Annotated in this window: 19 protein-coding genes and 2 pseudogenes; 10 read left to right on the top strand and 11 right to left on the bottom strand. The window is 64.6% G+C overall.

All coding sequences use genetic code 11. The annotated features are described in order from the left end of the window. Positions 1-4: 4 nt before the first annotated feature. Genes HGP13_RS15035 through HGP13_RS15045 form a run of 3 tightly spaced genes read right to left on the bottom strand, consistent with a single transcriptional unit; the run spans position 5 to position 5,213 of the window. On the bottom strand, positions 5-643 hold the full coding sequence (locus tag HGP13_RS15035; RefSeq protein ID WP_246707387.1) for a 4'-phosphopantetheinyl transferase superfamily protein: 639 nt from the start codon (positions 641-643) through the stop codon (positions 5-7). Further along, positions 640-1,104, bottom strand: coding sequence for a GNAT family N-acetyltransferase (locus tag HGP13_RS15040; RefSeq protein ID WP_246707388.1), 465 nt, complete (start codon positions 1,102-1,104; stop codon positions 640-642). Before HGP13_RS15040 ends, HGP13_RS15035 begins: the two co-directional genes overlap by 4 nt. Then, entirely contained in the window at positions 1,101-5,213 is a 4,113-nt protein-coding gene (locus tag HGP13_RS15045; protein WP_172226655.1) for a Pls/PosA family non-ribosomal peptide synthetase, read from the bottom strand. Before HGP13_RS15045 ends, HGP13_RS15040 begins: the two co-directional genes overlap by 4 nt. Before the next feature lie 391 nt (positions 5,214-5,604). Between HGP13_RS15045 and HGP13_RS15050 the strand changes: the two genes are divergently transcribed. The 6 genes from HGP13_RS15050 to HGP13_RS15075 all read left to right on the top strand — a co-directional run bounded on the left by HGP13_RS15050 (position 5,605) and on the right by HGP13_RS15075 (position 8,677). Beyond that, positions 5,605-5,745: a DUF680 domain-containing protein gene (locus tag HGP13_RS15050; RefSeq protein ID WP_172226658.1), complete on the top strand. Its 141-nt coding sequence runs from the start codon at positions 5,605-5,607 to the stop codon at positions 5,743-5,745. Positions 5,746-5,797: 52 nt separating this feature from the next. After that, positions 5,798-6,769, top strand: coding sequence for an MBL fold metallo-hydrolase (locus HGP13_RS15055; protein WP_172226661.1), 972 nt, complete (start codon positions 5,798-5,800; stop codon positions 6,767-6,769). A 31-nt stretch (positions 6,770-6,800) separates the two neighbouring features. After that, positions 6,801-7,280 (top strand): tetratricopeptide repeat protein, encoded by a 480-nt coding sequence (locus tag HGP13_RS15060; protein ID WP_172226664.1) that lies wholly within the window; start codon positions 6,801-6,803, stop codon positions 7,278-7,280. A 262-nt stretch (positions 7,281-7,542) separates the two neighbouring features. Continuing rightward, positions 7,543-8,064 (top strand): DoxX family protein, encoded by a 522-nt coding sequence (locus tag HGP13_RS15065; protein ID WP_172226667.1) that lies wholly within the window; start codon positions 7,543-7,545, stop codon positions 8,062-8,064. A gap of 114 nt (positions 8,065-8,178) precedes the next feature. Next, positions 8,179-8,502, top strand: coding sequence for a DUF2934 domain-containing protein (locus HGP13_RS15070; protein WP_172226670.1), 324 nt, complete (start codon positions 8,179-8,181; stop codon positions 8,500-8,502). A 25-nt stretch (positions 8,503-8,527) separates the two neighbouring features. Continuing rightward, positions 8,528-8,677, top strand: a complete 150-nt coding sequence (locus tag HGP13_RS15075; RefSeq protein WP_172226673.1) for a hypothetical protein — start codon at positions 8,528-8,530, stop codon at positions 8,675-8,677. Between the two features lie 91 nt (positions 8,678-8,768). On the opposite strand, the gene HGP13_RS15080 is transcribed toward HGP13_RS15075, so the two are convergent. Next, positions 8,769-9,722 carry an EamA family transporter gene (locus tag HGP13_RS15080; RefSeq protein WP_172226676.1) on the bottom strand — a complete coding sequence of 318 codons (954 nt, stop codon included), beginning with the start codon at positions 9,720-9,722 and terminating at the stop codon, positions 8,769-8,771. 273 nt (positions 9,723-9,995) lie between these two features. Here HGP13_RS15080 and HGP13_RS15090 point away from each other — a divergent pair. Then, positions 9,996-10,793, top strand: a pseudogene (locus HGP13_RS15090) (helix-turn-helix domain-containing protein); the annotation flags it as partial. A gap of 264 nt (positions 10,794-11,057) precedes the next feature. Here HGP13_RS15090 and HGP13_RS15095 read toward each other — a convergent pair. After that, entirely contained in the window at positions 11,058-11,495 is a 438-nt protein-coding gene (locus HGP13_RS15095) for a hypothetical protein (RefSeq protein ID WP_172226679.1), read from the bottom strand. Beyond that, the gene (locus HGP13_RS15100) at positions 11,492-12,082 is read right to left on the bottom strand and encodes a hypothetical protein (RefSeq protein WP_172226682.1); all 591 of its coding nucleotides are present in this window, start codon (positions 12,080-12,082) and stop codon (positions 11,492-11,494) included. Before HGP13_RS15100 ends, HGP13_RS15095 begins: the two co-directional genes overlap by 4 nt. 515 nt (positions 12,083-12,597) lie before the next feature. On the opposite strand from HGP13_RS15100, the gene minC reads away from it, so the two are divergent. From minC to minE, 3 genes are read left to right on the top strand one after another with little or no spacing between them, the layout of a single operon-like run. Further along, entirely contained in the window at positions 12,598-13,428 is an 831-nt protein-coding gene (gene minC, locus HGP13_RS15105; RefSeq protein WP_172226685.1) for a septum site-determining protein MinC, read from the top strand. 52 nt (positions 13,429-13,480) lie between these two features. Beyond that, the gene (minD, locus tag HGP13_RS15110) at positions 13,481-14,296 is read left to right on the top strand and encodes a septum site-determining protein MinD (protein ID WP_172226688.1); all 816 of its coding nucleotides are present in this window, start codon (positions 13,481-13,483) and stop codon (positions 14,294-14,296) included. Continuing rightward, complete coding sequence (minE, locus tag HGP13_RS15115) at positions 14,293-14,565, top strand: cell division topological specificity factor MinE (protein WP_172226691.1); 273 nt, start codon at positions 14,293-14,295, stop codon at positions 14,563-14,565. The genes minD and minE overlap by 4 nt, the downstream gene beginning before the upstream one ends. A 16-nt stretch (positions 14,566-14,581) precedes the next feature. Here the strand turns inward: minE and HGP13_RS15120 are convergent, their stop codons facing one another. From HGP13_RS15120 to HGP13_RS15140, 5 genes and pseudogenes are all read right to left on the bottom strand, one after another. After that, positions 14,582-16,741 (bottom strand): hypothetical protein, encoded by a 2,160-nt coding sequence (locus HGP13_RS15120; protein ID WP_172226694.1) that lies wholly within the window; start codon positions 16,739-16,741, stop codon positions 14,582-14,584. Continuing rightward, positions 16,734-17,816: a toxic anion resistance protein gene (locus tag HGP13_RS15125; RefSeq protein WP_172226697.1), complete on the bottom strand. Its 1,083-nt coding sequence runs from the start codon at positions 17,814-17,816 to the stop codon at positions 16,734-16,736. Before HGP13_RS15125 ends, HGP13_RS15120 begins: the two co-directional genes overlap by 8 nt. Next, positions 17,803-18,555: a hypothetical protein gene (locus HGP13_RS15130; RefSeq protein WP_172226700.1), complete on the bottom strand. Its 753-nt coding sequence runs from the start codon at positions 18,553-18,555 to the stop codon at positions 17,803-17,805. Before HGP13_RS15130 ends, HGP13_RS15125 begins: the two co-directional genes overlap by 14 nt. Before the next feature lie 245 nt (positions 18,556-18,800). Next, the gene (locus tag HGP13_RS15135) at positions 18,801-20,042 is read right to left on the bottom strand and encodes an ATP-binding protein (RefSeq protein ID WP_172226703.1); all 1,242 of its coding nucleotides are present in this window, start codon (positions 20,040-20,042) and stop codon (positions 18,801-18,803) included. Beyond that, a pseudogene (locus tag HGP13_RS15140) lies at positions 20,039-20,763 on the bottom strand (response regulator). Before HGP13_RS15140 ends, HGP13_RS15135 begins: the two are co-directional and overlap by 4 nt. Positions 20,764-20,926: the final 163 nt, after the last annotated feature.

Consider the following 20,926-nt stretch of genomic DNA (forward strand, 5'->3'; position numbering starts at 1 on the left):
CGCGCTATTCGCCGACAAACGCCAGGACGACCACGCGCGGGGCAACGCAGTATGCGAGCCTGACCTTGCGGCCGGTCTTCGTCGTCGCGCGGCCGGCATCGAGGTCGACGGCGATGTCTTCGTAACCGAGGATCTCGCGATCGAGCGGATAGGCCGCCTTGTAGACCGCTTCCTTGGCGCAAAACAGGATGCGGCCGGCAAGAAGCCGGTCCGCCGCACCGGTCCGATCCGCGCCGGTTGCAACGATTGCGGAAATATCATCCGGCAGGGCCTGGGCCGGCTCGACATCGATGCCGAGGGAGACGATGCGGCCGACACGCGCGACAGCCGCCACGGCCATGTCGTCGTCATGGGCGAGCGAACCGATTATGCCGTCCGGCCAGGTGGGAGCACCCGACGGCGCGCGCGGGATGGCGACGTTGCCGATGCCTATATCGGCCAGCAGCCGGTGCGCGATCCAGCGGGCAGCGCCGCTGGCGCGCCGCATGGCCGGCTGGCGCGCGGAGATGGAACGCGCTTCTTCGGGCAGCAGATGAGCCTCGTCCGCGTCGCCTATCAGCCGGCATCCGGTCCGGACGCCTGGCGGCGCGATTGCCGCCATCGCCTCGGTCAACGCGCCTTCAGGGGAGGGCGGCAACGTCAACGGCGGTCATCCCTCGGCAGGACGAGGTCGGCGATCATTTCTCCATCCTCGTCGAGCCCTTCTTCGACGAAACCGGCGGCGCGGTAGAGCTGGCGCGCCGCTTCATTCTCCGGTTCATAGCAGATCGAGACGTGCCTGATGTGGCGGAGCCCGCAGATTTCCTTCAGCACTTCACGCACCGCGGCCTTGCCATAGCCCTTGCCCTGGCTGGCACGGTCGATCATGAAGCGATAGATGCGTGCCTCGTCGTCATCTTCCGGTGCGTCGTACATCAGGAAACCGACGACACGATCCCCGGCCATGACGACACGCGGCCGTGCGTCCCTGTCGGATTTGGCTTCGCGCAGCGAGTCCGCATTGCTGGCGACGAAATCCATCTGCTCCGGGGCCAGTTCCAGCGCCGCGACCAGGGCCCGGTTGGCCTCGGTCACAGGAGCGAGACGGACTTCTGCGGCCTTCAAGCCGACGCCTTGGCGCCGTCTTCCGTGACCGGGACCACGAAGCGATGCAGCTTGGCCGGGTTGCCGCGCCAGATGGAGTAGGGTTCCAGCTCTTCGCCCTTCATCACGAAGGAATCGGTATCGGCCACCGATCCTTCGCCCATCACGACGCCGTAATGGACAAAGGCGGACGGTCCGAGCGTGCAGCCCTTGCCGATGCGGATGTAGTCGGACTTGAACGCGCCTTCCTCAAGCGAGTGAGCCTGGATGACGCAGCCCTCGTTGAGCGTGGCGTCATCGCCGATCTCGACCAGCGAGCGTTCGGTAAGGTTGGCTCCGCCGTCATAGACGCGCTTGCCGACCTTGACGCCGAGCAGGCGCAGGATGATCGGCCGGAACGGCGTGCCGCCAAACAGGTTCACGATCGGCGAATCCGCCAGCTTCCAGTGGCGTTCGTGACGCCAGAAGTCGACGTCGTAAATCGTCGTTATCCGCGGCTTCAGCCTGCGAAAACCAAGGCTTGCCCGCTCGACCAGGATGTAGAACGGAATGGTGATCGCCGAGGTCAAAAGCACGGCGACGAAGAGAGCGACCTCCGCCCATTCGGTATAATAGTTCAGCGCCCGGTCCCAGATCGCCAGCGTGGCGAACAGCATGACCCATTGCGTTGCCAGGAACAGCAGGATCGTCACCAGATTGTGGAAGTTCTTGAACGGGATGCGCTTGCGCCGGTCGGCCTCGTCGACGCCGGCGATGAGTTCCTTGTCGCGGTTCACCATGCGCGGGATTTCAAAGGCAGGCGAACCGAGGAGGCCGACATTCTCGCGCAGCGGCCCATCGATGGGGATCATCACCTTGGTGCCGAGCAGGACGTTATCGCCCGTGCGGCCATCCGGCGGATAGTAGATGTTGTTGCCGAGATAGTTGCGCTCGCCAATGCGCGTCGGCTCGAGCCGGAACGCGGAAGCCGACTTGTGCATGTTGATCATCAACAGTCCGTCCGACACCATGGTCTCGCTGCCGATCTCGCACAATAGCGGGTTTTCGTGCTGCTGGTTGGAGCCGAAATTGGAGCCGGTCTGCACCACCTTGTTGAGGTTCCAGCCGATGGCGCGCATGTAATAGACGATCGCCGAGCTGTCACCGAACAGCAGCCCCAGCACACGCGAATTGCTGGAGAATTCGGTGGCCGCCTGCAGCCAGTAACGGAAACCGTAGAGCGCGTAGGTACGGCCCGGCTTCAGCACCAGGCTGAGCAGTCGCGGCAGCAGCGTCGCGGCGAGAAAAGCAGCCGCGATATAGCCGAAAAGCGTGACCGTGGTGCCGATCGCGACCAGGCCGATCGTTTCCTGATAGTCGTCGCCGACATTCTCCCAATAGCTGTGGAACAGCAGCGGCAGCGGGATGACGACGGCAAACAGCCCGATCAGCTGGACCGCTTCGAAGAGGAAGCGCCTGACGTCGGAAGCGTTCTCGTTGCGCACCTTGCAATACTCCGCCGTGGTCGGCACGGCCGGCGAGCCATGCCAGTGTTCGCCGTCCGGGATGCTTTGCCCGCGCTGCAGCGAGGACGAATGGCCGAGCTGGCCGCCGTCGCCGATCGAGGTGTCGATGTCGAGCGTCGAGCCGACGCCGACGAAGGCATCGCGACCGATGGTCAGCGGACCCATATGGATGTAGCCGGACTGCGCCCGAAAGCCGAGGATCAGCGATTCCTTGCGCAGGATGGTGTTGGCGCCAATCGAGATGAGGTCCGTGCCGATCGGCACGGAGCGGGATTCGATGACGGCGTTCTTGCCGATTTTGGTTCCGAGCATCTGCAGATAGAAGCTGTAAAGCGGGCTGCCGCGGAAGAGCACGACGGGGGCGGTGCGGATCAATGTCTTGACCACCCAGAAGCGGTAGTAGCGCAGCCCCCAGATCGGGAACGCCCCGGCCTTCCAGCGGCCGATGAGCACCCATTTCGCCAGCACGGCAAAGCCGGTCATGCCGAAGAAGACGCCCGATGAGAGCGCCACGCACCTGATGTAGAGCTGCAGCGGATCGTCGAGCGCGTCATACATCCAGTTGAGGCCGATGTTGATCGCCCACAGCGCCCCATAGCTGTAGGCGCCGTAGAACAGCAACTGCGCCATGCCGCAGGTCCAGTAGGCGAAATTCGAGGCCCGGCGGGTGAGGACAGGCTCGTTGGTGGCCGTCGTCATCTCTTCCGGCAGGGACAGATGTTTGGCCAGGCGCGCGACCGTCGGATAGAGATAGATGTCGCGCATGGACGTCGTCGCCCATTCCTTGCGGGTGCGCACGCGGGCGCAGAAATGCGCCATCAGCAGCGAGTTGGCGCCGAGATCGTCGAAGAAATTGTCCTCGACCGACACGTCGTCGAATTTCAGCACCGCGGCAAGCGCCTCGGCCAGGAAACGCTCGTCGTCATTGCCGGGCGCCACCATGGCTCGGTCGGCGGAGAGCCGCACACTTGTCGGCTTCGGCAGCTGGCGAAGGTCGACCTTGTTGGAGACCGTCATCGGGATCGCCGGCAGCTCCTCCAGATAGGAGGGCACCATGTAATCCGGCAGGCGCCGCTTCATCGTCTGGGCAATGTCGGCGCGCGCGAGCGCCGGCTGGCCGGCCTTGCGCGCGTAATAGGCGACGAGTTCGACGCGGCCGGGCTCGATCTCCCAGGTGGTGACGGCGGCTTGCGCGATCTCGGGCTGGTCGAGCAGCACCGCCTCGATCTCGCCGAGTTCGATGCGATAGCCGCGGATCTTCACCTGGGTGTCGATGCGCCCAGCATATTCGATTTCACCATCGCCGTTGATCCGGCCAAGGTCGCCCGTGCGGTAGATGCGTCGCGACGGGTTGTTCGGCAGGCCGAGGAAATCGGGGATGAACTTCTGGTCCGTCAGGTCTTGCCGGTTGAGATAGCCGACGGCGAGCCCGATGCCGGCGATGCCGATCTCGCCCAGTTCACCGGGCTCGGCCAGTTCCGGCAGCGAAGGGTCGAGAATGACGATGGAATAGGTGGGCAGCGGCGCGCCGATGGTGACGGGCTTGTCGGGCGTCAGCGCGCCCATCGTTGCCGTGACGGTCGCCTCTGTCGGGCCGTAGGTGTTGAGGATCTGCCGGCCGGGCTTGGACCAGCGCACCACCAGATTGTGCGGGCAGGCCTCGCCGCCGACCAGGAGCGTGCGCAGGCTGGGCACGTCGGATGTCATCGACGACAGAAGCGTCGGGCTGCAGGCCATGCAGGTGATCTGGTGAAGACGCAGGAAATCGGCGAGCTCCTCGCCGACGAGGGGCATCTGGCCGGGTGCCGGCACCACCGTCGCGCCGGCGACGAACGGTACCCAGATCTCTTCGGAAGAAAAGTCGAAGGCGATGGTCATGCCCTGGTAGACGCGATCGCCAGGCTTGTAGCCGTAGGATGCGGCGGCGACGCGGATGAAGTTGACGAAGCTCTGGTGCCGGACGGCGACGCCCTTCGGCCTGCCGGTCGTGCCGGAGGTGTAGAGGATGTAGCAGATGTCTTCGCCGGCAGTGGCGGCCTTCTGTGGCTTCAGCGGCGCGCCGGACTGTTTGGAGATTTCGGCGGCGGCGCTGTCGATCAGCACATGGGGGACCGGCAGCTGGTCGGCGCGCGACGCATAGGCGGCGATGGTGACGATAAGGCTGACGCTGGCGTCTTCGATGATCAGCGCCATGCGCTCTTGCGGAAAGGCGGTGGCCAGCGGCACGAAGGCGGCGCCTGCCTTCACGACGGCGAGCACGGCGACATAGGTTTCCGCCGACCGGTCGAGAATGAGCCCGACCCGGTGGCCCGGCCGCACGCCGCGCTTCATCAGCACGCGGGCGAACTGGTTGGCGCGGCTGTCCAGCTCCTCATAGGTCCAGCTGCGTCCGTCGGAGATCACCGCCGGCAAGGTGGCGAATGTTTCGGCGAGCTGCTCGAAGACCCTGTCCAGCCGCTCGTCGGGCTGACCCGCTTGGGCGAAGTCGGCGCCCGTCAGGATCTGGGCGCGCGCGACCGTTGCGGCGCCGGCGCCGGTTTTCGGCTGCGCGTCGCCCGCTTCGGGCTCTCTGCCCGGCCTTGCCGCGTCCCTGTCCAATGCGGCGATATCGATACCGTAGTCCATTTCCAAACTTTCCCGTGCTGGCCGCGCATTGCCAGGCTGCCGCCAGATTGGCAAGGCCTTGCCGGCTGCGCTGCCACTGCATCCGACTGATATGCGCGTGTGCGGCGGCCGATTCCCGGCCGTTGAGGGATGCTTATGCCATCCGATCTTTTCGCCAGTTTTTCCGAACTGTTGAATATTGTTTCTGAAGTGTGTCTGAGCGAGGCAGTCTGGCGGATCTTTGAAGGCGTCGGCGCTCCCAACCCAGGCTTTGCCTGGCCGCGACCCTTTGAATCCGGCCCTCCAAAAAAATCTCACCACCGCCGGGAATAAAGCGCGGCCCTGCTGGGTCTTCACTTCAGCGGGGCCAATCCGGCCCGCGACCCGAAGAAACGAAACAAGGATCGGTCAAATGACCAAGCTCGCTCTCGGCGTGGCTGCGATGTTGCTTGCCTCGAGTGCTGCCTTTGCCGGCAGCGACCATTTCGGCGCCGAAAACCAGCCTGTCGCCTCCGTCGACAGCAATGCCACCGCGTCCCTCCGTCGCCTCTGAATTCCTTGCCTTCAGACTTTAGCCACCACCCGCAACCCACAGGAGACACACAATGTTCAGCATGACACGCCGCACAGTGCTTCAGTCCGCCGCCGCTGCTGCCGCCTTCGGCCTTGCCGGCAAGCTCGAGTTCACCCGGCCCGCTTTCGCGCAGACGCCGGTGGAGCCGAGCGTCGGCTTCTACAAATACACGGTCGGCGACATCAAGGTGACCGCCATCTATGACGGCATCTGGAAGAAGCCGCACGACCCGGCCTTCATCAAGGATGTTTCCGTCGACGACACCAAGGCAGCACTCGCCAAGGCGGGGCTGACCACCGACTTCATGCCCATTCCGCTCACCGTCGTCGTGCTCAAGATGGGCGGCAAGCTGATCATGATGGATGCCGGCTCGGGCGTCGGCCAATGGCAGGCCAACGCCACGCATCTGCCGGCCAACATGGCCGCCGCCGGCATCGACTACAAGGCGATCGACACCATCATGATCTCGCATTTCCACCCCGACCATGTCTGGGGCCTGATGGAGAAGGGCACCAACACGCCGGTGTTCCCCAATGCCGAGCTGATCGTCAACGCCACCGAATATAACTGGTGGACCGATCCGAGCCGCCTGGCCAAGCTGCCCGACGGCCGCAAGCCGGCGGGCAAGCGCATCGCCGAAAATTTTCCGAAATGGAAGAACTGGAAGCTGGTCCAGGACGGCGCGGAAGTTGCGCCCGGCATCCAGATCATCGCCGCACCCGGCCATACGCCCGGCCATTCGGTGTACCTCGCCAATTCCGGCAAGGAGCAGCTTATGATTTCGGCCGACACCATGTACGTGCCCGCCCTTCTGGCGCCGCATCCGGAATGGCAGGGCAGCTACGACCAGGATGGGCCGACGGCGATTGCCACCCGCCACAAGATCATCGACCGGGTGATCGCGGACAAGATCCGCATTTCCGGGTCGCACTTCCCATTCCCCGGCACGGGCGTCTTCGTCAAGGACGGCAATGCATACGGCTTCACGCCGGTTCAGATCTGAGCACGGCAACCCAAACCAAGCGAGATAGACAATGAAACGATCATTCTTGGGCAAGCACGCCCTCTGCGGCCTGCTCGGCGCCATCGCCGTGCTGACCGTGGTTCCCGTCGCCACCACCATGCCGGCCTATGCGGTCGACAATATCGAAGGCGCCGATGCGCCCGACCTTACCGCCGTCCAGGCCAAGATCGCCGCCAAGGACTACAAGGGCGCGCTGGCCGATCTGCGTGACCTTGCGCAGGACAACCAGCAGGCCGATGTCTACAATTTGCTCGGCTTCACGCTGCGCAAGACCGGCGACTTCACCACCGCGCTGACTTACTACAACAAGGCGCTGGAGCTGAAGCCCGACCACAAGGCCGCCCGCGAATATCTGGGCGAGCTCTATGTCGAGACCGGCGACATGGCCAAGGCCAAGGACCAGCTGGCCTCGCTGCAGAAACTCTGCCCTGCCGGCTGCGAAGAGCTTGCCGACCTGCAGAAGGCCATCGACACCAAGGTGACGCAGTAAAGCGCGACCCATTTCCTCTCCCCCACGGACGTGGGGGAGAGGCGGCGCGGCGAAGCCGCGACGAAGTGGGGGCTGGCGCAAATCCGTCCCTTCCAACCCACCACACTTTGGGCGCTCGTGGCTGGCGCCCATTGCCGGAGCCGGCGCCTCTCCCTCGAGCCGGCTCCGGCCTTTTCGAACAACCGACATCGCAGCGCCATTCGCGCGCGCGCCCGACCGGGCGTGCGGCGCTTGTCCGTGCCAAAAAATTGGAGGCTGACCCATGAACCCGACCGAACTCGCCGCGAAGCTCACCGGCCTCGCCATCAAATACCACATCAGGGATGTGACCCTGCTCGTCGGCCGCCTGCTGATGTCCTTCATCTTCCTGCATGAGGGCGTGACACTGATCACCCATTTCGACGGCGCCGCCAAGGCGATGGCCGCCCAAGGCGTCGGCCTGCCGTTGTTCGTCGCCACCATCGCGCTGCAACTGGGGGCAGGCCTCTCGGTGGCGGCGGGCCTGCTGACGCGCCTTGGCGCCATCGGCCTTGGCCTTTTCTGCCTTGCAACCGCCACGCTGTTCCACACCAACTTCGCCAGCCAGAACGAACTTCTGCATTTCGAAAAGGACCTGGCGATATCGGGCGGCATGGTCGTGCTGGCCGTCGCCGGCGCCGGCAGGATCTCGCTGGATTGGCTGCTCGGGCTCTATTTGCAGAAGCGGCAGCGCGACAAGGACATGGTGGCGGCATTGCTGGCCGTGGAGAACGAGTTCACTGGGGATGTGCGGTTGCCGGTTTGAGGGACTTGAGGGGCGCAAACCTCGCCCGCTCCCACCCACCCCATCAATCACGCAAATTTTTTGGATCAATCCCCGCAACCCGGCGTTCATCCCTCACACAAGGGAGAAGCCGACATGACCGACGACCGCGAAGACAAGATCCGTGACCGCGCCTATGCCATCTGGCAGCGCGAAGGCGGCGCCGATGGCGACCACGATCGCCACTGGCACCAGGCCGCGATGGAGATCGACCGCGAAGCCGCTTTGCCGCTGACGGCCGACGACGCGCTGCCGGAAACCCGCGAGATCGCCAGCACCGACGTGCTGGAGGTCGAAGCGCTGGCCGTGCGCACTGGCATTTCGGGCGACGAGGCGCAGGAACTGATCGACCGCCTGGGCAACGACCGCGCCGCGACGGAGCAAGCCGCCCGCGGCCTCAAGGCCAAGCGGAAATCCTGATCGATCCGTAGCGAGGGAGAGCGAGATGATCGGCAAACTCAAGGACGGCAAATACCGGCTTTATTCGCGCAAGAAGGATGAGAAGACCGGGAAAAGGCGGAACCTGGGCACGTTCGATAACCGCGAGGCGGCGGAGAAGCATGAGCGCGAGGTGCAGTATTTCAAGCGGCATTGAGGCTTGCCTCTGCCTGTCGCGATGGTGACGCACCGCCAAAGCCGACATCGGTCGGCCAAGCGCTAGCGGCTTGCCGTCACTCGCAAGATGTCTACGCCACGCGTGGTTGAGCTGGCCTGACCACGGTGGCGAGTACGATGCCGGCGACGATGAAGGCCGCACCGACCAGATCGTAATCGTGCAAGCCCTCGCCGAGTAGCAGGTAGGCGAGTATGGCGACGAACACCGTCTGCAGGTAGAGCAGCATGCTTGCCCGGCTCGCGCCGAGCGTTTCCACGCTTTTGTTGTAGAGATAGTACATCAAGGCGCCGCCGGGACCTGCCAGATAGGCGAGTGCCAGAATGCTGTGGACGTTCATGGCGGAGCGTTCGTCGTTGAACAGTTCCCACACATGGAAAGGCAAGGCGACCAGCGCACCGGCGCCGAGCAGCAGCACGACCATCGGCAGCAGTTCGATGCCGAATTTGGCACGGCGCAAGAGCACCGTGTAGAGGCCCCAGCAGAACGCGCTGCCGACGATCCACAGCTCGCCGGCATTGACCTTGAGTTGCAGCAGCGCTGTCAGGTTGCCGTGGGCAACGATGAAGATCATCCCGGCAAGCGCGACCAGCGCGCCAAGCGACTTCCACAGCCCGAGCGGCTCGCCAAGCACGAAACGGGCGAGCACCATCGTCATGACAGGCGACAGCGCCATGATGATGCCGGCCGTGGTGGCGTCGGTGTGGTTGAGGCCATGGTAGATCATACCCTGGCAGAGCGTGAGGCCGATCGCCCCCACGGCGACGACCTCCACGGCGCGCGTTCGCAAAAGCCCGATCATCGCGTCGTGATGACGGTGCACGATCGGCAGCAGGATGGCGCAAGCAAGCGTCAGCCGCCAGAAGCAGAGGCCCCAGGGCGGCATTTCAGGCGCCACCCATTTGGCCGCGATATAGACACCAGCCGAGAGCAGCCAGCACAGGACGGCGGCCGGATAGCCGGCCAGGGAGGATACGGGGCCGGCCACGGGTTGCGCGGCCTGATGCGCTATCGGCATTGCCTGCATGTCATGTCCTCCCCTTGGATGACGTCGGCCCGATCGGGGCAGCATAGCCTGTGTCGTTGGGTCGTGCATCCGTTTTGAAGGGGTGGGGAATCTGCGCTACGCCGCCATATGTCTTCGATGGAGTACCTAGGTCAGTCCGCCTTGTCGCCGGAAGGCATTGCGGAAAAATCCATCCACATCGCGCCCACGGCATGGCCATCGGGATCAGCGAGGTCGCGTGTATACATGGCGGATTCAAGCGGTCGTCGCAACACCTGAACGAAGGAGGTTGCGATGGGCATTGGAAAGCGACGATCCCACCGTTCTGGACGGGCGCCGTTGCCGTCACCGGGACGTCCGCCAGTGGCGGGGCGATCTGAACTCCAGCGATTCTGGTTGGGGATAGCGCAGGGGCTGACCAGCGAAGATGCTGCGCTGGCGGCTGGTATGTCGCAGCCTGTTGGAACCAGATTGTTCCGACAGGCGGGCGGCATGGCACCAGCGATGTTCAGATCTTCCACCAAGCCGCCGTCAGAGCGATACCTTGCGTTTGCGGAACGTGAGGAGATCGCACTTCTTCGCGTTCAGGGCCTTTCGAGACGCGAGATCGGACGCCGACTTGGCCGATCCGCCTCGACCATCTCCCGTGAGCTACGACGCAATGCCGCGACGCGCAGCGGCGGGCTGGAATATCGTGCATCGACAGCCCAATGGCACGCCGACCGATCGGCCCATCGGCCCAAACCGACCAAGCTTGCGCTCAACACAACCTTGCGCACTTATGTGGAGCAGCGACTGGCCGGCGTCGTCATGACCCCAAGTGGCGCCGCCGTTCCTGGTCCGGCCGTTCGGTGGAAGGGCCGCCGGCACGGTCCGCGAAAGGATCGGCGATGGGCCAGCGCGTGGAGCCCGGAGCAGATCGCCCGACGCTTGCCGATCGACTTCCCGGACGACAAGACGATGCGCATCAGCCACGAAGCCATCTATCAAGCCCTCTTCGTTCAGGGTCGGGGAGCGCTACGCCGCGAACTGTCGGCCTGCTTGCGAACGGGGCGCGTGCTGCGGGTCCCCAGGGCCCGCGTACGCAGTCGAGGTAAGAGCTTTGTCTTGCCGGAGATCATGCCAATCGACCTTTCGGACTCCGCGCATGGTTTGCTCGGTGTTGCAGTTGGCCACGGTAGCCCTTTTTGCTTGGTAAAAGACACAGGCTGCGCTTTTTGAGCCGACGCACGACATCAGCAGTAGGCGGCAACTCAACGCCAGCAGCGGCGCGGGTTAAGTCCTCAAGACGCTTCAGCTCCTAAGCCGCTTGCCATTGCTGACCAGCTAGGAAAGCGGCCAGCCGGCTACAATAGCCTATTCCTCTTCGGCGTCTTTCGCCCAGCTCGATAACGCATACATTGAGGCGAACGTCACCGCGAGGATAAAGGCGACGATACAAACCCATGCAAAAAGGTCCCACACGTTTGTAACCACGCCTTGGACAAAGCGATTGCGGGGGTAGCTGAGGAAAAGGCGAAATCCATAACAGCAGAGTGCGAGGATCACGCCGACGGTTAGACTGCGCTTCCCCAGCACTGCCTTATATCCTGGTGGCCATTCGCGGCCAATTAGCACCAGAAACACTGTCAGCAATGCGCCTATTGCGATTGCCATGTTGCTCACCAAGTTTGGAATATCAGGGCGAACGAGTGCCGTGTCTCTTAGCAGATCGTACCAGGCCGTGACGAACCCCAATGCTACGCTGGGCACCGCGCTGAGAACCACCTCAAAGGTATTTTCCAACTTTTTCAATTAGCACCGGCCGTACCAAGCAAGGGCATCGGGATTGCTCCAAGAACGCGGTTCTGGCGGTCTCGAAACTCGTAGTAAGCTGGTACTGGACGCCAGATCGCAGAGAGTGCATCGACTTTGAATGTGATGTTGCCGTCGCTCCCAAGCCGCGCCGCTTCCTTATTGGTGTTATAGTATGCCGAAAAGAATTTTTCCCTATCGTACGGAAAGACGGGCGTGACAGTAACATCTCCGGGTTGGCCATCAGGTCGATCTTTATACCGGGCGGCTCGGTATTTGAAAAAGCTCTCATAGTTCCCCTCGCCGACATTTGTGAGGCCTATAGTACCGGTTAGTTCGAGCATCGTATCGTGAGGGTTGTCAGGATCACTGGGGAAGAACACACGGACGTTGTCGCTCCAGCCGTCAGTCAAAAAGGCTCCTTCAATGGTGTCGCCGCCAGACGGTGCCAGTCCCGCACATCCATTCGAATGCGCATTTTCAGCCTCGTCAGCTGCCGATCCCATGAATTGCGCGGGTGTGTAGTTGTTCAAGTTTCCGAACTTAATGCAGCCGTTGATTGGCCGGGGGTTGAGATCGGAGCTCATCCTCGGTGTCTCAGTGGACTCGGTGGCAGGGACGTAGGATGTGAACGGCCCAGCGATGAACCAAGTTACCAGGAGATCGCTGGCGGCATCGAAGTTCCCTACACAGGAAACATAGCGTTTGAGGTTGCCCCTGGCCTCAACCCATGAACTGGTCACAAAGTTGAAGTTTCCGACGTGGTGTTCCTGCCGTGTATCCCCCCACAATCCGAGGCCTGCGCAGACCATGGCGCCGAGTATAGCAGCAATGAGGCGAGGGCGGTTATTGATGGTGACGAACGCGCCAAGATTGTTCCCCCAGTGGCGGTCTAGTCTTGCCTAGAGTTTACTTGAATTCAATCCGTCAGTTCGAAGTGAGTTCCGACCGACCTACTCTCGCTACCAGTACGTCGCCGGGTAGTAGCCGACCTTCCAATTCTCGCGCATCTGCCCAGTTCCACCCCCATCCACCACCCCTATTAACCATTCGTTAACCATTCCCTCGCTAGCGTTTACCTCTCAGTAAGGATTCGCCAGCCGTGACCTTTGCCGCTCCCCTCGAGGCCAAATCCATTCGCTTTCGTGCCCGCTCTTTCGTCGCTTTCACCTTGACCCCGGAAGCGCCCATGGCGGAGTGGCTGCAGGGGCTGGATCACTGGATCGGCAACTCGCCGGGCTATTTTGCCGGGCGGCCGGTGCTGCTCGATTTGAATGTGCTGAAGCCGCAGCCGAGCGAGATCGCGGCGCTGGTGGCGGAGCTTGGTACGCGCGGCATTCGCATCTATGCGATTGAGCTTGAAGGGGCTGTGCTCGGCCCCGACCTGCCGCCTTTGCTGGTCGGCGCCAAGGAGGCGACGACGGATGGGCTGCTGCCTGGCCGCAAGGGTGGGCAAGAGGGTGCCGGCACATCGGAGGGCAAGGCCGAGGGCAGGGCGCCGGAGCGCGGCCTGGATGCGCGGGCCGACGCCGGCATCGCTGCGAAGGGCAAGGCTGGCGCAAGCAAGACCGGGGAAAGCGAGCCGCAGGTTTCGCATTACGATTCGGGTACGCTGATGATCAAGGCGCCGATCCGCTCCGGCCAGGCGATCATGCATGCGCATGGCGATGTCATCGTGCTGGGCTCGGTCGCGTCCGGTTCGGAGATCGTCGCGGCCGGCTCGATCCATGTCTATGGCACGCTGCGCGGGCGGGCCTCGGCGGGTGCGCTGGGCAACACCGGCGCGCGCATCTTCTGCCGCCGCAACGAGGCCGAGCTTTTGTCGGTCGACGGCTGGTACATCACCGCCGAGGAGATGGAAGGGGTGTCGCGCGGCAAGCCGGTGCAGGCCTTCCTCGACGGCGACGGCCTGCGCGTCGAGACATTGAGCTGAGACCGGCCGTCAGGCGGCCGGATAATAAACTGATAACAACGGAGGCTTTTTCATGGGCAAGGTAGTGGTGGTCACTTCGGGCAAGGGGGGCGTCGGCAAGACCACCTCGACGGCTGCGCTTGGAGCGGCCGTGGCCAAGACCGGCAAGAAGGTGGCGCTCGTCGATTTCGACGTCGGCCTGCGCAATCTCGACCTGATCATGGGTGCGGAACGCCGCGTCGTGTTCGACCTCGTCAACGTCATCCAGGGCACGGCAAAGCTGTCGCAGGCGCTGATCCGCGACAAGCGGGTCGACACGCTGTTCCTGCTGCCGGCCTCGCAGACGCGCGACAAGGATGCGCTGACCGAAGAAGGTGTGGGCGAAGTCATCGACAAGCTGCGCTCGGTGTTCGACTATGTCTTCTGCGACAGCCCGGCCGGCATCGAGCGCGGCGCGCAGCTCGCCATGCGCTTTGCCGACGAGGCGGTCATCGTCACCAATCCGGAAGTGTCGTCGGTGCGCGATTCCGACCGCATCATCGGCCTGCTCGACGCCCGCACCATGCGCGCCGAACAGGGCGAGCAGATCGCCAAGCACGTGCTGGTCACCCGCTATGACGCGGGGCGCGCCGCGCGCGGCGAAATGCTCTCCATCGACGATGTGCTGGAAATCCTGTCGGTGCCGCTGCTCGGCATCATTCCCGAGAGCCAGGACGTGCTGCGCGCCTCCAACCTCGGTTCGCCGGTGACGCTGTCGGAGCCGCTCAATTTGGCCGCCAAGGCTTACATCGAAGCCGCAAGGCGGCTTGAGGGCGAGGACCTGCCGGTCGTCGTGCCCTTCGAGCGCAAGGGCTTCCTCGATCGTCTCTTGGGAAGGAGGGCGGCATGAACCTGCTCGACATCTTCAAGCGGCGCTCCAGCGCGCCGGTGGCGCGCGAGCGGCTGCAAGTGCTGCTCGCCTATGAGCGCCGCAACCGCAACCACCCCGACCTCGTCTCCATCCTGCGCGAGGAGATCATGGCCGTCATCGCCAAGCATGTGCAGATCGACCAGGATTACCTGCAGGTCTCGATGGACCGCGGCGAGACCATGTCGACGCTGGAGATCGATATCCAGATCCCCAACAAGAGCGCCGTGCCGATGGCGATTGCGGGGTAGGGCTAACGGCATTTCCTCACCACGCCGCGTCGATCGAGGCTTGCATCTGGCGGCGGGCGTCGACCAGTGAACTGATGCGGCTCAAGCGCCGGCCGGCGATGGCGATGAGTGCGGCCGTGGCGGCCAGCAGTGCCAGCAGTGCCAAGCCGGCGATGAGGAAAAACTGGCCTGTCGCGCGCGTCTCGGCCATCGGCTGCGGCAGGTTCGGCGTCCAATCCAGGCCGCGGGCGGGATAGCCGTTCGCCTGCGCCCATTCCAGCATCAGGTCGGCGCGCTGGTTGTTGATGCGGCCCATGAGCACGCCGGGATCGACGATGCGGGCGAGCAGCATGCCGGCATCGGCCGGCCGGTTCTCGACATAGGCAATCTGCGCCAGCGTGTAGGCGGCGACCGACCCGTCGATCGGCGGCAGGTCGGCCTGTTCCGGGGTGCTCGTGCGCAAGCCATCGATCGCCGGGGCCGGCTGGCCAGCCGCCTGCAGCAGGGCCGCGCGCAGCTCCGGGCCGAAGGCCGAGGCGGTGGCCGGCTGCGCCGGCGTCGCCACCGGCGCCATCTGCTGCAACGGCACCATCAGCAATAGGACGGCAAAGCCGGCGAGCACGAAGCGTGCGTATTTCCTGAACCTGGTCAGCACGATCACGGCAAGCGCGAAAAGCGACAGCGGCGAGGTCATCATGCCGACCAGCGTCCACGGCAACGTTGGCAGCGGGAAGTTGGCCGATGCGGCAAGCCCCGCCGCCTTCCAGAATTCGCCGGCACGAGCGATCAGCGCGATGTTGTCGAAGGCGCCGTTGGCGGCCGCGGGCGGCAGGTGCAGCGCATAGGCCCAGTAGAAGCTGACCAAAGCGAGGCCGGCCAGCGCCATGGCGGTGAGGCGATAGAGGCGCAAGCGGCGCGCGATGGCCGCGATGACGGACACCGCGTCCATGGCGGCGATGGACTGTACGCCAAAGGATTGCGCCCTGCCGAAGGTGCCGTTAACGGATGTGCCGGCGAGCTCGGCGCGCTGCGCCTCGAGCTGGCGCTGCACCTTGTCGGTGCGGCGTGCACGCCTGGCGATGCGCGTGGCGATGATCTCGGCGAAAGGACCGATCAGGCACAGCAACGTGCCGACAACCAAGGCGGCCCAGGCCAGTGTGCGATGCAACTGGTAGCTCGACAGCAAGGTGTCCTTCGCTGCATCGCCCGAGGCCCCGCCGGCGGTGGCGAAATCCATGATGGTGGCGAGGCGCTGCCGGTCGAAAGCGTTGGCGCCGAAGTCTCCCGAGAGCGCGTCGCGGGCTGCCTGTGCGGCCCCGGCGGCATCGCCGCGCAGCGCCAGTTCCTGCGCCATCACATAGGCCTTGGCCGCCTGCTGTTGCGGGCTCGATGCGTCGAACCCGGCCAGCGTCGTGACGCGGACGACCGGCTTGCCGTTCTTGGCCATTTCCGTCGCCGGTTTGCCCTGGTTGGCCTGAAGCTGCGCGAAGGCGACTTCGCTGTAGCGCACCCGCGGCGGCGCGGCCGCGCCGAAAAGCTGCATGAAAACCGAGGTCGCGACCCCGATGATCAACGGTCCGAAGAGCGCGCCGACCGGGATCAGGATGAACAAGGCGCGCCGGGGCAAGCGCAAGATGGCGAAAACCGCGATGAAGGCATAAAGGCACAGGACCACCCGCGCCGAGGGGAAGTGATAGCCGATCATCGGCCAGGGAAAGGCCAGGAAGCCGCAGATCAGTCCGGCCAGCACCCAGCGTGCGCGCAGGATGGACACCGCGCCGGCGATCAGGATCACCTGCATGATCGTGTCGGTCAGCCTGATCTCGGTGACACCGATGCCGATCATATGCGGCCTGGGCATCGGGTCGATGAACGCGATCAGCTTTTGCAGCAGGTCCGGTATGTAGATCGAGCCGCCGAGGCCGGACAGCGACGCCGGATCGGCCGGCCACCACTGCGTGGCCAGGAAAGCCACGATCATGCCGACGAAGGCCAGAAGCTCGCCCGCAAACAGGATGGTACCGGAGACCGCGCCGAGCTGGCGTGCGTGCTCGCTCGGCTCGCCGGTCTCGACCGGTGCGGGGCGCGGTGGCGAGCTGGTCCGTGCGGTGCCTGTCTGGCCAGGCGCCGCCGGCGCCGTCGAACGCCCGCTGCCCAACGATGCCAGCCGCCTGACGAAGGCCGGGGTGTCAGGCATCGGCAAGCCCGATGGCCTTGACGCCCTCGGTCATCTCCGTGCGCAGCCGCTCGAGCTCGGCAATCGCCTGCTTGCGCTCGACGGCGCCCTGTATGTGCTCCTTGCGCACGTCCGCCAGGGTCAGAAGGATCTTCTGGTGCACCTCGCGCAGCGTGTCGATGTCGATCACCAGCCGCTGGTTGGCCTTGGCGGTCGCGACCGAGTTCTGGTGCAGCAATTCGGCGTTGCGGCGCATCATCATGTTGGTGGCATTGTCGATGGTCGAGGCCAGCTCGACGGCGCTCTTCTGCTCGTCCAGCGTCAGCGCCAGCATGAAGGCGCGCTTCCACGCCGGCAGCGTCAGCTGGCGGATGGTCTGGAACTTGTCGACCAGCGACAGATTGTTCGACTGGATGATGCGCACCATGGGCAGCATCTGCATGGCGGCATGCTGCAGCACCCGCATGTCGTCGGACCGCTTGGCGAGCTGGTTGCGGTTGGCCTCGAGCACGGCCACGCGCTCGCTGCCGTCGATGTCGTTGTTATCGGACGCCGACAGGCCGGCGATCTCGGCGTCGAGATCGGCAAGGCGCAGCGTGATCGCCTCGACATGCCGGCCGAGCAGCGCATATTCCTCGCGCACGCCTTCATACATCGTCTGGTAGTCGCGGTTGCGGCGGTTGAGCAGGCCGGCGGTCGACTCGACCTGGGCGACCAGCTTGTCGACCTGCGTCTTGACCGTCTCGAAACGCGCCAGCGCCTTTTCCTTGGTCATGACGAAGCGCTTGATCAGGCCGCCGATCAGCGGTGTGCGCGCCAGCGAATTGTCGAGCGATTCAAGATCGAACTGCTGCGCGGCGACAACGATCTGGTTGAGTTGCGCGCCGGTGTCGTCGAGGTCGCCGGTGCGTGCGCTGGCCAGGATCTCGTCGGTGTATCTGGCCGAGCGTTCCGCCACCTCGCTGCCGAATTCCTGGATCGACAGCGGCGAGTGGAAATCGATGGTCGCGGCCAGCCGCGCCACTTCCGGGTCGACGGTGCCCGATACGCTCAGATCCTGGGTGACGTCGCGAACAAGCTGGCTAGCGGAGGTCATGAGCGTCGTCCTGTTTGAGGTAGGAGATCAGGTTCTGGTGCGATGTGACGAAGTCGCCGGCGGCGGTGCGGCGCGTGTCTGCGCCCGCGGCATGGGCAAGCGCCAGCACATTGCGCTGCCATAAGGGCAGGAGCAGCGTGTCGACATCGGTGAAACGGTCGAGCAGGCCGGTCAGCACCTCGCTGGACAGGTTGAACTGCTGGATGGTGAGGATGTTAGCTGCGTGCATGGCCATCATCGAGGCCAGGCGGCGCTCGAAGCGGGCGACGACGAAATCGTCGCTGCCGGGCGAGGTGGCCAGCAGCCGTCTTGCCGCAGCGATAACGCCTTCCAGCCTGGATTGCTCGGCCATGAGATCCGCGCGCGCCTTGGCCATCAGCATGCGCAGGCGCTTGCCGTTCTGGGCGGCCTGGCGCAGCTGCCTGGCGGCGATCATGACCTGCTGGCCGGCGAGTTCGAATTCCAGCCGCGCCTCGACATCGGCGCCGGTCATGCGCGCCAGCATGCCTTGCCTGGCCAGCAGCCTGCGATGGTCGACCTTCTCCAGAAGCGCCACCATGGCCTCGATCTGCAGGCGGATGTCGCGCGCTGGCGTGGCGCGCAGCAGGTCCGGATCGAAGCCGGTGCCCTTGGCTGCCTCGTCGAGCGCGACAACGGCGGATTCGTCGAGCGTGGCCGGCAGCGCGCCGACAGGTCCGGTTTGCGCAAGCGCCGATGTCGTTGCTTCAGTCTCCGGCAATGAACCCGTCTCCACGCCCCGGGCCGGATAGTGTCGGCCCCAAGTCTGCGGCAGGAAAATTGCACATAAATCTGAAGTTTCGCTTTAACAGGCCGCGAAAATTAGTTCTGTTTTGACTGAAATTCTTGGCGGGCCGAGCTTTATTGTGTGGCTGGGGCTCGATTGATCAGCGGGTGGAAAGTGGGGGGTATTCTTTAGATGTCTCTTATCTAGGCGAGTACCAGAAATCCGGGTTGGGATGCCCCTTACACCGCCGCGAACACCACCGTCTGCGCCAGCCCGCCACCCCTGCGGTTCTCCAGCGTCACCGTCCCGCCATAGCGCTCGATGATCTCCTTGGCGATGGCCAGACCCAGCCCCGCGCCGGGGATGAATTGCTGGCGGCCGGGGTCGACGCGGAAGAAGGGCTCGAAGGCCTTGTTGATCAGGTCGGGCGGGATGCCCGGGCCGTGGTCGGAAATGGTCAGCACGGCGCGCTTGTCGTCCAAAGCGAGGTCGATGCTGCAGGCCTTGCCGTGGGTGGCGGCGTTGACGATCAAATTGCGCAGCGCGCGGCGCAGGCCAAGCGCGCCGGCACGCACCGACACCTTGTCGACGTGGCCGATCGAGACGGCATGGCCGAGCGTGGCCATCTCGGCTTCGATATCCTCCACCATCTTGCGCAGGTCGAGCGGCTCGACGGCATCCTGGTTGACCTCCTCGCGCACCAGGCGGATGGCGCTGTCGGCGATGCGGTCGAGCTCGTCGAGGTCGTGAAGCCATTTGTCGCGGTCTTCGTCGAGGAACTCGGCGCGCAGGCGCATGCGCGTCATCGGCGTGCGCAAATCATGGCCGGCGGCGGCGACCAGGCGCATGCGGCTTTCCATGGCGGTGCGCAGCCGCGACGAGAGCTGGTTCAGCGCATGCGCCGTCGCCTTGACCTCGGCCGAGCCCGCTTCCGGCACAGCGGCCAGCACGCCGTCCGAGCCGATCTTGGAGACGGCGGCCTCCAGCATTTCGAGCGGCCGGATCAGCACCGAGGTGAAATAGACCGAGACGGCGGTGGCGCCGGCCACGATCAGCGAGATCCAGCCGGCCAGGATCAGCCATTCGCGCCCGGGCGGGTTGAGGTGAGGCACCTCGATGATCGCCCAGCGCCTGTCGGGCATCTGCACCGAGGCGATCTGGCCCGGTTCGTCCGGCTTCTTGCTGATGATCGCTAGGAGGTCGAAGCCGCGGCGTTGCAGGATGTCGTTGAGCATTTCCGTTTCCGGGCGGGCGACCTTGCCGGCGGCCGGATGGTCTGAGAATTGCACCCGCAGCACGTCCGGTATCGGCCCCGGCAGCAGCCGCACCACGAGTTCCATCTGCTGGGCAATCCAGGGCACGGTCAGCTCCGGCGGCGGCCCGCCGCCGCGCACGCTGATGACGGCGGCCGTCGCCAGGCCGACGACGCCGACGATCGAAATAACCAGCAGCAGGATGAGGCGGCGGCGCAGCGAGTTCACGCCTGCGCCTCCACCGCGTCGACACGCGCGGTCAGCTGGTAGCCGCCATTGCGCACGGTCTTGAACAGCGGCCCGTCGCCGGTGTCGGAGAATTTGCGGCGCAGCCGGCTCATCAGCACGTCGACAGAGCGCTCGAGCGGGTCGCGCTCGCGGCCTTGCGTCAGATCAAGCAGCTGGTCGCGCGACAGCAGCCGGCCCGGGCGGTCGAGGACACCTGCAACAGGTCGAACTCGGCGCCGGTGAGGTCGACAAGCTCGCCCCGCGCATCCATCACCTTGCGGGTGTCCGGCTCCAGCCGGTAGCTGGCAAAGCGGTAGATGCGGGCGCGCGGCGCCGGCGCCTCCTCGGGTGCGGCGCGCCGCAGCACGGCGCGGATGCGGGCGGTGAGTTCGCGCGGGTTGAACGGCTTGCCGAGATAATCGTCGGCGCCGAGCTCCAGGCCGATGATGCGGTCGACATCTTCCTTCAGCGCCGTCAGCAGGATGACGGGGACATGCGGCTTGCGGTCGCGCATGGCACGGCAGATGTCGAGGCCGGAGCCGTCGGGCAGCATGACGTCGAGCACGACGAGGTCGAACTGGCCGGCGCCGAGCTTCTGCTCGCATTCGCGCCGGTCGGCCGCCACCGAGACGCGAAAACCCTGGCCGTCGAGGTAGCGGCCGAGCAGCGTCCTGATCTCGCGGTCGTCGTCGACGACGAGGATATGGGGTTGTGACTGCATTGCTCGTGCCCTTGCTTAGGCGTGATTATAGGGAGCGCGCGCCAAAGCGGCATGGAAAATTGCAACGCAATGTTTCTGACCCGGAGCCAGAAACATTCGGAAACAAATTGCCCTTTTGCGGAAACCTTCGGCAACACGCCGACGTGAAGCAGACAAACAGGCT

Origin of the sequence: Mesorhizobium sp. NZP2077 (assembly GCF_013170805.1) — a bacterium.
Lineage (GTDB): Bacteria > Pseudomonadota > Alphaproteobacteria > Rhizobiales > Rhizobiaceae > Mesorhizobium.